The sequence below is a fragment of the Nocardia sp. bgisy134 genome (assembly GCF_057708325.1).
Genome location: NZ_JBYIRW010000002.1, coordinates 654,465 through 666,748, shown reverse-complemented (window position 1 = coordinate 666,748; position 12,284 = coordinate 654,465). Strand labels below are relative to the sequence as shown.

11 protein-coding genes are annotated in these 12,284 nt (G+C 69.4%); 7 read left to right on the top strand and 4 right to left on the bottom strand.

Annotated elements, in window-relative coordinates:
- Nucleotides 1-70 precede the first annotated feature (70 nt).
- Nucleotides 71-1,024: an acyl-ACP desaturase gene (locus AC3ERS_RS06560; protein ID WP_431964487.1), complete on the top strand. Its 954-nt coding sequence runs from the start codon at nt 71-73 to the stop codon at nt 1,022-1,024.
- Between the two features lie 8 nt (nt 1,025-1,032).
- On the opposite strand, the gene AC3ERS_RS06555 is transcribed toward AC3ERS_RS06560, so the two are convergent.
- Both AC3ERS_RS06555 and AC3ERS_RS06550 read right to left on the bottom strand, forming a co-directional pair.
- Nucleotides 1,033-1,854: a biotin--[acetyl-CoA-carboxylase] ligase gene (locus AC3ERS_RS06555; protein WP_431964485.1), complete on the bottom strand. Its 822-nt coding sequence runs from the start codon at nt 1,852-1,854 to the stop codon at nt 1,033-1,035.
- Nucleotides 1,855-1,905: 51 nt separating this feature from the next.
- Nucleotides 1,906-2,094 (bottom strand): hypothetical protein, encoded by a 189-nt coding sequence (locus AC3ERS_RS06550; protein ID WP_431964483.1) that lies wholly within the window; start codon nt 2,092-2,094, stop codon nt 1,906-1,908.
- 257 nt (nt 2,095-2,351) lie between these two features.
- Here AC3ERS_RS06550 and AC3ERS_RS06545 point away from each other — a divergent pair, with 257 nt between their 5' ends.
- The 3 genes from AC3ERS_RS06545 to AC3ERS_RS06535 all read left to right on the top strand — a co-directional run bounded on the left by AC3ERS_RS06545 (nt 2,352) and on the right by AC3ERS_RS06535 (nt 5,084).
- A complete protein-coding gene (locus AC3ERS_RS06545) occupies nt 2,352-3,992 on the top strand; it encodes an acyl-CoA carboxylase subunit beta (protein WP_431964481.1) in 1,641 nt (546 codons plus the stop codon).
- Between the two features lie 133 nt (nt 3,993-4,125).
- Complete coding sequence (locus AC3ERS_RS06540) at nt 4,126-4,449, top strand: acyl-CoA carboxylase subunit epsilon (protein WP_431964479.1); 324 nt, start codon at nt 4,126-4,128, stop codon at nt 4,447-4,449.
- Nucleotides 4,446-5,084, top strand: coding sequence for a nucleoside triphosphate pyrophosphatase (locus AC3ERS_RS06535; protein ID WP_431964477.1), 639 nt, complete (start codon nt 4,446-4,448; stop codon nt 5,082-5,084). The genes AC3ERS_RS06540 and AC3ERS_RS06535 overlap by 4 nt, the downstream gene beginning before the upstream one ends.
- Here AC3ERS_RS06535 and AC3ERS_RS06530 read toward each other — a convergent pair.
- A complete protein-coding gene (locus tag AC3ERS_RS06530; protein WP_431964475.1) occupies nt 5,010-5,801 on the bottom strand; it encodes a helix-turn-helix transcriptional regulator in 792 nt (263 codons plus the stop codon). The two genes, AC3ERS_RS06535 and AC3ERS_RS06530, sit on opposite strands and share 75 nt — an antisense overlap.
- Before the next feature lie 166 nt (nt 5,802-5,967).
- Between AC3ERS_RS06530 and AC3ERS_RS06525 the strand changes: the two genes are divergently transcribed.
- The 3 genes from AC3ERS_RS06525 to AC3ERS_RS06515 all read left to right on the top strand — a co-directional run bounded on the left by AC3ERS_RS06525 (nt 5,968) and on the right by AC3ERS_RS06515 (nt 10,107).
- Nucleotides 5,968-6,876 (top strand): sulfurtransferase, encoded by a 909-nt coding sequence (locus tag AC3ERS_RS06525; protein WP_431964473.1) that lies wholly within the window; start codon nt 5,968-5,970, stop codon nt 6,874-6,876.
- Between the two features lie 365 nt (nt 6,877-7,241).
- Complete coding sequence (locus AC3ERS_RS06520; protein WP_431964471.1) at nt 7,242-9,047, top strand: acetyl/propionyl/methylcrotonyl-CoA carboxylase subunit alpha; 1,806 nt, start codon at nt 7,242-7,244, stop codon at nt 9,045-9,047.
- A 136-nt stretch (nt 9,048-9,183) separates the two neighbouring features.
- Nucleotides 9,184-10,107 (top strand): patatin-like phospholipase family protein, encoded by a 924-nt coding sequence (locus tag AC3ERS_RS06515; RefSeq protein ID WP_431964469.1) that lies wholly within the window; start codon nt 9,184-9,186, stop codon nt 10,105-10,107.
- Between the two features lie 126 nt (nt 10,108-10,233).
- On the opposite strand, the gene AC3ERS_RS06510 is transcribed toward AC3ERS_RS06515, so the two are convergent.
- A complete protein-coding gene (locus AC3ERS_RS06510; protein WP_431964467.1) occupies nt 10,234-12,177 on the bottom strand; it encodes a serine/threonine-protein kinase in 1,944 nt (647 codons plus the stop codon).
- Nucleotides 12,178-12,284: the final 107 nt, after the last annotated feature.

The window sequence follows — 12,284 nt, the reverse complement described above, 5'->3', positions numbered from 1 at the left end:
ACCAGCTCGGCCCCGACCAGCAGACAACCGCTCGGCAAGACGTGCACCGACGACGACTGTGGAGGCGTGTGTGACCAGGGATCTGACTCAGCTCGAAATTCTGATCGAACTCGAACCGGTGGCCGAACAGAACGTGCACCGGCACCTGTCGATGGCGAAGGACTGGCACCCGCACGACTACGTACCGTGGAACGAAGGACGCAACTTCGCCGCGATGGGCGGCGTCGACTGGGATCCCGAACAGTCCACGCTGAGCGACGTGGCCAAGGCCTCGATGATCACCAACCTGCTCACCGAGGACAACCTGCCCTCCTACCACCGCCTGATCTCGGAGAACTTCAGCAGCGACGGCGCGTGGGGCACCTGGGTGGGCCGCTGGACCGCCGAGGAGAACCGGCACGGCATCGTCCTGCGCGACTACCTGGTGGTCACCCGCGGCGTGGACCCGGTCGCACTGGAACAGGCCAGGATGATCCACATGACCCAGGGCGTCCACGCGCCGGCGGATTGGGGCGGCTTCCTGGTCAACGTCGCGTACGTGACCTTTCAGGAGCTCGCGACCCGGGTCAGCCACCGCAACACCGGCAAGGTCTGCGACGACCCGGTCGCCGACCGCATGCTGCAGCGCATCGCCGCCGACGAGAACCTGCACATGATCTTCTACCGCAACATGTGCGGCGCGGCCCTCGACCTGGCTCCCGACCAGGCGATGATCGCACTGACCCAGGTGCTGACCAATTTCGTCATGCCGGGCGCCGGGATGCCGAACTTCCGCCGCAACGGCGTGCTCATGGCCAAGCACGGCATCTACGACCTGCGCCAGCACCTCGACGAGGTGGTGAACCCGGTGCTCAACAAGTGGGACGTCTTCGAACGCAACGATTTCGGGCCGCGCGGCGAGCAGGCGCGCGAGCGGCTCGCCGCGTTCGTCGAGAAGCTCGCCCGCGATGTGCTCAAGTTCGAGGAGCAGCGCGACCGCATGTTCGCCAGGGAGGCGGCGAAGGGGGACCTGCAGCGCGCCTGACGGCGATCTCAGTAGTCGGCGCGCAAATGGGTGACGTCGCCCGCGGACACCGCGTAGTCCCCGATCAGCAAGCGCCCGCCCGCGTCGATGCCGGTCGCGATACCCGTGCGGGTCTGCCCGCCGGGTAGTTCTGCGCGCACGTCCATGCCGAGCGTGGCGCAGCGCTCGCGGTAGGCGTCGGCCAGGTCGCCGGTCGCCCACGAGGCGTCGCGCCAGTCGGTGAAGCGGCGCGCGAACTCGGTCAGCAGCGACTGCGCGACCAGGGTACGGTCGGTCTGCGCGGCGCCGGCCAGCGTGAGCGAGATGGCATGCGGCACCGGCAATTCGGCTTCCGTGAGGCTCACGTTCACACCGACCCCGACCACCACCGTCGGAACGTCGCCGCTCGCGGCCACCTCGGCGAGGATGCCCGCCACCTTGCGACCGCCGATCAGGACGTCGTTGGGCCATTTCAGCATCGCGTCCACACCCGACGTCGCACGCAGCGCGTCCACCGCGGCCACGCCGGTGAGCAGCGGCAGCCAGCCCAGCGCCGCGGGCTCGATGCCGGGCAGTCGCACCAGCATCGACAGGGCGATCTGCGCCCGCGGCGGGCTCACCCAGGTGCGCGCGTGCCGACCGCGGCCCGCCTCCTGCGCTTCGGCGATCAAGACGCGGTGGTCGTCGGATGTCGCGGCCGCGGCGATGAGATCGGCGTTGGTGGAACCGGTGGACTCCACCACCTCCACGCGGGAGAAGAAGCCGGCGTAGTCGCTCTCGGCGAGACCCCGCCGCAACTGCTCGGCATCCAGAGGCGGTCGATGCGCTGTATCGGGCGGTGGCGTCTGCACGGACGTGCAGGCTACTAGCTCCCGTCCCGAGCCGGGACGGGAGCTGGTGTGTCAGCCCGCGAGGTCGTAGCCGGCCATGATCATGCCCGGCTCTCGTTCCCCGCGCGCCCCGTTGTCCGCGGCAGCCTCTTCCTCGTCGGTCTCCGGATCGAGGATGGTCGGCTCGGCCTCGCGAACTCCCCAATGCGTCCACGCCGCCGCCGTGGCGTACTCGGCGACGGTTCTACCCCACTCCCACATGTCTGGCTCCTCCCCATGAGCCGAAAAATGGACTCCCTGAGGGTATCCGGACGCCGCGCACCGGCGAAACCGATTTTCCGGCGGCGCCCGCGGACGGCGACCCGGCGCCTCGCCGGACCCGGTTTCGGGCACCCGGCGGCGCCTCGTATACGACCGTGGAATTTTCCCTCTGAGCCCTTGTCCACCTGGGCTTTTCTACTAGCGGGTAGCCCCTACTGGGTTAGAAAGACCAACTGCCACTGGTTACACTCCGAGCCATGACGAGTGTCCAGCAGCAGTCCGCATCCGGTTCGGCGGGCGAACCCGATATCCACACCACGGCCGGGAAACTGGCTGACCTGCGGAATCGGCTGGAAGAGGCCAAGCACCCGATGGGTGAGGCGGCGGTCGACAAGGTGCACGCCAAGGGCAAGATGACCGCCCGGGAACGCATCCTCGCGCTGCTGGACGAGGGCTCTTTCGTGGAACTCGACGCGCTCGCCCGCCACCGCAGCGTCAACTTCGGGCTGGAGAACAACCGCCCGCTCGGCGACGGCGTGGTGACCGGTTACGGCACCATCGACGGCCGCGACGTGTGCATCTTCAGCCAGGACGTCACCGTCTTCGGCGGCAGCCTCGGCGAGGTGTACGGCGAGAAGATCGTCAAGGTCATGGACCTGGCGCTCAAGACGGGCCGTCCGCTGATCGGCATCAACGAGGGCGCGGGCGCGCGCATCCAGGAGGGCGTCGTCTCGCTCGGCCTCTACGGCGAGATCTTCCACCGCAACATCCAGGCCTCCGGCGTGATCCCGCAGATCTCGCTGATCATGGGCCCGGCCGCGGGCGGCCACGTCTACTCCCCCGCGCTGACCGACTTCGTGGTGATGGTCGACGGCACCAGCCAGATGTTCGTCACCGGTCCGGACGTCATCAAGACGGTCACCGGCGAGGACGTCACCATGGAGGACCTGGGCGGCGCGCACACCCACATGACCAAGTCCGGTGTGGCGCACTACGTGGCCTCCGGCGAGCAGGACGCGCTGGACTACGTCAAGGATCTGCTGAGCTACCTGCCGAGCAACAACCGCGCCGAAGCCCCGCGCTTCGCGCCCACCGACCCGATCGACGGCGCCATCGAGGAGTCCCTCACCGAGGAAGACCTCGAGCTGGACACGATCATCCCCGACTCGCCGAACCAGCCGTACGACATGCACGAGGTGATCCGTCGCCTGCTCGACGACGACGAGTTCCTCGAGGTGCAGGCCGAGCGCGCGATGAACATCATCGTCGGTTTCGGGCGCGTCGACGGCCGCAGCGTCGGCATCGTGGCCAACCAGCCCACCCAGTTCGCGGGCTGCCTCGACATCGACGCCTCGGAGAAGGCCGCGCGCTTCGTGCGCACCTGCGACGCGTTCAACATCCCGATCATCACCCTTGTCGACGTTCCCGGCTTCCTGCCCGGCACCGGCCAGGAGTACAACGGCATCATCCGGCGCGGCGCGAAGCTGCTCTACGCCTATGGTGAGGCCACTGTGGGCAAAATCACGATCATCACCCGCAAGGCCTACGGCGGCGCCTACGACGTCATGGGTTCCAAGCACATGGGCGCCGACGTGAACCTCGCGTGGCCGACCGCTCAGATCGCCGTGATGGGCGCTTCCGGCGCCGTCGGATTCGTCTACCGCAAGCAGCTGCAGCAGGCCGCCAAGGACGGCAACGACGTCGATGCGCTGCGGCTCGAGCTGCAGAACGAGTACGAGGACACTCTCGTGAACCCCTACGTCGCCGCCGAGCGCGGCTACGTGGACGCGGTCATCCCGCCGTCGCACACCCGCGGTCAGATCGTGTCCGCGCTGCGACTGCTGGAGCGCAAGATGGTGACCCTTCCGCCCAAGAAGCACGGCAACATCCCGCTCTGATTCGGCGATAACCTCGGTGAGCCGCGCACACTGGTTGCAGAGACGCAATGAGTGAAACCGAGGATGATTATCGCGTCATCCCGTTTCGGGTGAGGGACTACGCCCGATCGAGCTAGAGGAAGGATCTGGCACTGTGACGACCGTGGCAGAGGAAGACGTGTTGACCGCCGCCGAGTTGGATCTCGCAGTCGACCCGATCGCGGAAGAGGTCGAGGCGGTCACCGTTGGCACGGCCGCCGCCGATGCGGGCGAGCAGCCGTTCATTCGAATCGTCAAGGGCGCTCCGAGCGACGAGGAGATCGCCGCGCTGGTGTGCGTGTTCTCCGCCGCCGCGAACGCCTCGGGCGCCGCGGCCTCGACCGGCCCCGCCGACGGGTGGGGACGCCCGACCATGTTGCACCGCGGCTCGTCGCCGTTCTCGCCGTACGCCTTCCCGCAGCTGTCGCACCTTCGGTGACGACGACGCTGGTTCTCGCGTCCGCGTCACCGGCCCGCCGAGAGGTGTTGCGCTCGGCGGGCATCGACCCGGTGGTCCGGGTCTCCGACGTGGACGAGGACGCGGTCGCAGCGGCGCTGCCCGCCGACACCACCCCGCAGACCGTCGTCGTCGAGCTGGCCAAGGCCAAGGCGGCCGCCGTCGCCGCCACCATCCCCGAATACGCCGCCGATTGCGTTGTCGTGGGCTGCGATTCGATGCTGCTGGTGGACGGCGTCCTGCAGGGCAAGCCGCACACCCCCGAGGTGGCGCGGGCCCGCTGGGCCGACATGGCCGGGCGCAGCGCCGATCTGATCACCGGGCACTGTGTGCTGCGGATGCGTGACGGTGAGATCGTCACCGAGGCGGTGGACTGCAGTGCCACCACGGTGCACTTCGCGAAGCCGGAACCCGGCGAGCTGGACGCCTACATCGCCACGGGCGAGCCGCTGCAGGTGGCGGGCGCGTTCACGTTGGACGGGCTCGGCGGCTGGTTCGTCGACCGGATCGACGGCGATCCGTCGAGCGTCATCGGTATCGGTCTACCACTGCTGCGCCGACTGCTTGGCGACGTTGGGGTCGGCATTGCGCAGTTGTGGCGCCACACGGCCCAGTAGCGGCGGCGTGAGGGGCGGTTCCGCACCGCCCGGCTCGGCCCCGGCGGGCACCGACGCCGTCTCGCGATTCTCCTGATTCCGGCGGGCCAGGTGTTCGAGCCGGGTCAGGCAAAGCTCCGGTTCCACGAACGGGTGCAGCCGGACGTTCACCTCGCCGCGCACGCCGTTGCGGTCCAGCACTTCTCTGATCAACCCGAGATGCACGCCGCACACCACCTCGGAGTGCGTGCGGGCCAGCTCGCGGAGCGGGCAGGCGGTCATCCGGATCAGGATCTCGTCGTCGTTCTCGGCGGCCGGATCGCGTTCCGGCGCGAACCCGAGTTCCGAGAGCAAGGTCAGCGTGACGTCTCTGGCGTCCTCCAGTGACTCCACGGGGTGATCACCGGCGTCGAGCTTGCCGCCCCAGGCGCGCCCGGCCGCGACGGCTGCCTCCGAGCGGCGGCGCGGGTCGAGACCGAGCTGGTCGGCGAGCACCTGCGCCAGTTCCTGATACCCGACCGAGCGCTGGACCGCGCTGTAGCCGATGCGCGGGCGGCCGCGGCCGCGCGGAGGTTGCTGGAATTGCCGAACGAGGGATTCCTTGGTGAGCACATCCAGGTGAAATCGCACCGTCGTGACGTGCTGTCCGGTGATTCTGGCCAGTTCTTGGGCATCGAGAGGCTCGCTTGCGCCACGTAGGATCGCGAGCAGTCGCCGCCGCGGCCAGGAATCCGACATAGCTCACCCCTCCTCCCGGGAGACTTTATCGGATGAGGGTGCGATTTATTCGCCCAATCAGCCGATTCGTGATCTGAAACGAGTTTCACTATCGCCTCACATTTAACATCGCAGTGAGACCCGAACCGCTGTAACCACCGTCTACCTCGTGTGAAGGACCCATATCGTGCCCGTTGCCCCGGACGCCCATCCCTCATTCGGAACGTACGCACATCCTCACCGACTAGTAACCACAGAGTGGCTGTCGGCAAACATAGGCGCGCCGGGACTCAGGATCGTGGAGTCCAATGAGGACATCTTGCTCTACGACATCGGACACGTCCCCGGGGCCGTCAAGATCGATTGGCGCGGCGATCTCAACGATCCGGTCACGCGTGACTATATCGACGGGGCGCGTTTCACCGAACTGATGCGGGCCAAGGGCATCGCCCTCGACGACACGGTGGTCATCTACGGAGATCGGGGAAACGCACAGGCCGCGCACACGTTGTGGCTGTTCACGCTCTTCGGGCACGAGGACGTGCGGCTGCTCGACGGCGGACGCGAGGCGTGGATCTCGGAGGCACGGGACACCACCTTCGACACCCCCAACCTCCCGCCGAGCGACTACCCCGCGGTGCACCGCGACGACGCGACCGAGCGCGCCTTCCGCGACGACGTGCTCGCCCACCTCGGCAAGCCGCTGCTCGACGTGCGCTCCCCCGAGGAGTACTCCGGCGAGCTCACCCCCAAGCCGGACAGTCCCGAGGACGCGGCGCTGCGCGGCGGCCACATCCCCACGGCGCTGAACATCCCGTGGGACCGTTCGCTCGGCTCGGACGGACGTTTCCGCTCGCGCGCCGAACTGGATACGATCTACGCGCCGGTCGGCGGCGCCGACGACCTGGTCGTCTACAGCCGCGTCGGCGAGCGCTCCAGCCACACCTGGTTCGTGCTGACCTACCTGCTCGGCTACGGTACGGTCCGCAACTACGACGGCTCGTGGACCGAGTGGGGCAATTCGGTTCGGATGCCCATCGCCAAGGGGACTGAACCGGGCGAGGTTCCGACCGCCCCTCGGCGAGGCCGCAAGTAGGCGTACCTCCGCCTTCGCTCCGGCCGTGCGCGGGGCTGTGGACGGACTGCGTCCGGCGGCGTCTGATCGGCGTACCTCCGGCCTTCGGTCCGGCCGTGCGCGGAACTGTGGACGGACTGCGCCCGGTAACGCTCGCCGACCCGAATCGGGGCTGGATCACACCGGATGCGATTGTGTGATGCGCGACCTACTGTTCAGTAGGGCTATCCGAGTTCGGCGTCTGTTGGCAGACTGCCTACACTCGCCCCAGACGAAAACTGTCGTCACGGGCACGGGGCCTGCGCGGTGTTCCGACCCCTACCGGGAACGGGCCATCTGCGGCCCCATCCCGCGAAGCGACCAGAAGATTGCAACCAGGAGGCTCAGTGCCCAGCCATGCCAGCGCGCGGATCACGAAGGTACTCGTAGCTAATCGAGGCGAGATCGCCGTGCGTGTGATCCGGGCGGCCAAGGACGCCGGCATCGCCAGTGTCGCGGTGTACGCCGAGCCCGACGCCGATGCGCCCTTCGTGAAGCTCGCCGACGAGGCGTTCGCGCTGGGCGGTCAGACCTCGGCCGAGTCGTACCTCGTGTTCGACAAGATCCTCGACGCCGCCGCCAAGGCGGGCGCGGACGCGATCCACCCCGGCTACGGCTTCCTCTCGGAGAACGCCGACTTCGCCCAGGCCGTGATCGACGCCGGTTTGATCTGGATCGGCCCGTCGCCGCAGTCCATCCGCGATCTGGGTGACAAGGTGACCGCCCGGCACATCGCCGAGCGCGCGAACGCCCCGATGGCCGCGGGCACCAAGGACCCGGTGAAGAACGCCGACGAGGTCGTCGAGTTCGCCAAGCAGTACGGCGTGCCGGTCGCGATCAAGGCCGCGTTCGGCGGCGGCGGTCGCGGCATGAAGGTCGCGCACACCATCGAGGAGATCCCCGAGCTGTTCGAGTCGGCCACCCGCGAGGCGACCGCGGCGTTCGGCCGCGGTGAGTGCTTCGTCGAGCAGTACCTGGACAAGGCCCGCCACGTCGAGGCGCAGGTGATCGCCGACAAGCACGGCAACGTCGTGGTCGCGGGCACCCGCGACTGCTCGCTGCAGCGCCGGTTCCAGAAGCTGGTCGAGGAAGCGCCCGCGCCCTTCCTGTCGGACGAGGTGCGCGCCAAGATCCACGAGTCCGCCAAGCGGATCTGCCGCGAGGCCCACTACTACGGCGCGGGCACCGTGGAGTACCTGGTGCAGGGCGAGACGGTGTCGTTCCTCGAGGTGAACACCCGCCTGCAGGTCGAGCACCCGGTCACCGAGGAGACCGCGGGCATCGACCTGGTGCGTCAGCAGTTCCGCATCGCCAACGGCGAAGAGCTGGAGCTCGAGGAAGACCCGGCCCCGCGCGGCCACTCCTTCGAGTTCCGCATCAACGGCGAGGACGCGGGCCGCGGCTTCCTGCCCGCCCCCGGCCCGGTCGAGGTCTACCGCGAGCCGTCGGGCCCCGGCGTGCGCGTCGACTCCGGCGTGGTAGCGGGCAGCGTGATCGGCGGACAGTTCGACTCGATGCTGGCCAAGCTGATCGTCACCGGCGAGAACCGCACCCAGGCGCTGGAGCGCGCGCGCCGCGCCCTGGCCGAGTTCCAGGTCGAGGGCCTGGCCACGGTCATCCCGTTCCACCGCGCCATCGTCGAGGACCCCGCGTTCATCGGTGACGGCGAGAAGTTCGACGTCTACACCAAGTGGATCGAAACCGAGTGGACCAACAACATCGAGCCCTACACCGGTAGCGGCGCCCCGGCCGACGAGGACGAGGAGCTGCCCCGGCAGAAGGTCGTCGTCGAGGTCGGCGGTCGCCGTGTCGAGGTCTCGCTGCCCGGCAACTTCACCGTGGGTGCCGGCGCCGCAGGTGCGGCGAGCAACGGCGCCGGTGTGATCCGCAAGAAGCCGAAGCCGCGCAAGCGTGGCGGTGCGGGCGGCGGCGCTGCCTCCGGTGACGCGGTCACCGCGCCGATGCAGGGCACCGTGGTCAAGGTGGCCGTCGAAGAGGGCCAGTCCGTGGAAGCGGGCGACCTGATCGTGGTGCTCGAGGCCATGAAGATGGAGAACCCCGTCAACGCGCACAAGGCGGGCGTCGTCACCGGTCTCGCCGTCGAGGCGGGCGCCGCGATCACCCAGGGCACGGTGCTGGCCGAGATCAAGTAAGGCGTACCGCGCCTCCGCTGTTCGCAGCGCTGAGGACGGATTGCGTCCGGCCGTGCCCACCGGGCCCGGCCGACACCGCACGAGAGCGGGCGATGGACAACGGAGTCCACGCCCGCTCTTGTCGTATCGTGGACCGGTGATCAGCTCTACCGTGGCCGAGATCATCCGAGGCCGCAGCACCACCGGATCCCGCGCGGACGGCCATCGGCTCGCGCTCGTCATCGAGGGCGGCGGCAGTCGCGGGGTCTATTCCAGCGGCATGGTGCAGGCGCTCGAGGAGCTCGGCCTCTCCGGGGTGTTCGACGCGGTCTACGGCACCTCGGCGGGCGCGATCAACGGCGCCTGGCTGCTGTGCGGGCGGGCCGTGCCGGGAATGCGCTCCTGGTCCGATCCCGAGATCATGCGGCGGGTGATCGATCCGAGCCGGCTGTTGCGCGGTGGCGCCGCCTTCGACGTGCGGTACCTGGTGCACCGGGTCTACGACGGCCTGGAACCCATGGATTTTCCCGCGATCCTGAACAACCCCACCACCTTCCATCCGATCGGCACCGACATCCGGACCGGCAACGCCATCGACCTCCGCCCGCACATCTACGACAAGCCGACCCTGATGCGGGCGCTGCGGGCCAGCGCGAATCTGCCGATCCTGGCCGGTCCGCCCGTCGTCTTGGACGGCGTGCCCTATCTCGACGGCGGCATCGCCGAGCCGATCCCCATCCACACCGCGGTCCGCGGCGGCGCGACCCATTGCCTGGTGCTGCGCACTCGCCGTGCCGACGAGGCCCGTCCGCCCGCCTCCCGCGTTCACCAGCTGGTCGGCGGCAACTATCTTCGCCTGCGGGCCCCCGGCGCCTACCGCGCCTGGCTGCGCCGCCCAGAGCAGGAACAGGCGGAGGTCGCCCTCTTGGCTTCCCTCGGCGAGACGGTCCTGCAAATCCACCCGCCCGCCGGGGCGCCCACCGTCGAAGGCACCGCCCGCGACACCGACCTGCTCACCAAGGCTCTGGAACTCGGCCGCCAAGCGGTCTACACCGCCTTCGCCCGCGTCGACGCCGCCTGAACGCGCCCGTGGTCGGGTCACGATGCGGACAACGCGGCCGATCCGCGAGCAACGGGCCGTTATCCGGCAGACGAGCGGAAATCGCGCCTCGATCCACGCTTCGAGTGCCGACAGCGGCTCGGCTCCTCAGTCGAGCGCGACGGTGACGCCGTTCGACAGCACGAAGTCGTGCAGTTCGAGGTGGTCAGGCGTGCTGCCTGGTGGCACGTCGAACACCAGCACGGTGGTGGCCGAGGCGCCGGGGCGCAGCTCGAAGGAGTAGCCGAGGCGCGACTGCATGGCTTGCCAGGCGGTGGCCGTGGTGTCGTGATCGAGCGCGTTGCCTTGGGCGTCCACGAGCTTCTGGCCGAAGGGCAGGAACCACTTCACCTCGTCGGAGATGTTCCGGACGGCGAGCGTGACGACCAGGTACGCGCCGCGCGCCGACTGTAGACCGACGCGCGAGACTCCCGACTTCACGTCGGTCACCGCGAATTCGAACTTGCCGTCCCGCACCGCGCTGTACGCCGGGGCGGGCGCGCCCGGATTCGGCGCGGGCTCAGGATGATCCTCGACCATCGCGGTCGGCGGAGGCGCGGTCGCCGACTCGTCCCCGCCGACCGCGGCGATCAACGCCAGGCACCCCGCGGCGAAGACGAAGGGCGCCAAGAAGATCACGACCAACGCCCCGATCACCTTGCGCAGCACCCCGCCTCGCTTGCGCCGGGGCGGCGGTTGCTGAGGACGGGGCGGCGCGACGTACGCGGGCCCGCGCGACGGCCACACCGGCCCGGGCGACGGCGAACGACGAATCGCGGGAACCGGTTTGCGCCGCAGGTACCACCGCTTGCCATAGGGATGCGCGACGGGCAGCACCGGCCGGGCCGCGGCCGACGGCGGCATCGCGGGCGCGTAGCCGATCGGCACGAGGCCCGGCGCGACGCCTGACGGTGCCGGGCCCTGTGGCACGACACCGGGCGGCGCGGAGCGCGGGGGCACGACACCCGCCGAATAGCCCTGCGGCGCGACTCTGGTCTGCACCAGCGTCGGAGTGGGTCCCGGCGCGGGCATCACCTTCGTCGGAGGAAGAACCCCCGAGGCCTTCGAGCCGGCCAGTTGCGCAGGCGCTTCCGTCGATGTCGGCGCACCGGTCCCGGCGGCGATCGGAGTCCGAGCATCATCGGCGGGCAGATCGGGCCCGACCGTCTCGACCCGCGTCGGCGGGAGCCCCGGCTGCTGGAGCACACGGGGCGGGTGCGGAGAACCGGGTGCGCCGGGCATCGGCGCGACGATCTCGCAGGCCGCCCGCACGAACTCTCCCGCGCTGGCGTACCGATCCCCCGGCTCTTTCGCCATCCCCCGCGCGATGACCGCGTCGAGGCCGGCCGGAACGTCCGGGTTCGCCGACGACGCGCTCGGCGGATCGGTCATCAGGTGCCCGTGCATCTGCCGGGCCGGGTCGGTGTCGCCGTAGGGGCGACGACCGGTGAGGGTCTCGTACAGGACGCAGGCGAGGGAGTAGACGTCCGCGCGCGCGTCGGCGTGACCGCTGAAGCGCTCCGGCGCCATGTAGGCCCAGGTGCCGATCGCCAGACCCGTTGTCGTGACCGAGGTCTGACCGGTGCCGCGGGCGATGCCGAAGTCGATCAGATAGGTGAACCCGCCGGGCGCCACCAGGATGTTGGACGGCTTGACGTCGCGATGGACCAGCCCGGCGCGGTGCGCCGCGTCCAGGGCGGCGGCGACCTGCCCGAGGATGTCGAGCGCCGCGCCCGCCGTGAGCGGTCCGCCCTCGGAGAGCCGCGCGGCCAAGTCGGTGCCTTCGACGAAGGCCATCTCGATGAACAGCCGCCCGTCCACGGCGCCGTGCCGGTGGATGGGCACGATGTGCGGATCGCGCAGCGCGGCGGCGACCTGGGCCTCGCGTTCGAAACGCTTCCGGTAGACCTCGTCCGCCGCGAGCTCGGCGGGCAGCAGCTTCAGCGCGACGTGTCTGTGGTCGGTGGTGTCGTAGGCCAGCCAGACCTGTCCCATGCCGCCCTTGCCGAGCAGCCGTTCCAGCCGATAACGACCGAACCGCGCCGCTGTCATCGCGAACCTCCCAGTCACCATCGACATCCGCCGCGCCGACGCGGACTCCCGAATGCCGGGGTACATCACCGAAAGTCCAGCTCACGACTTTCGTCGCGGGCCCAGCC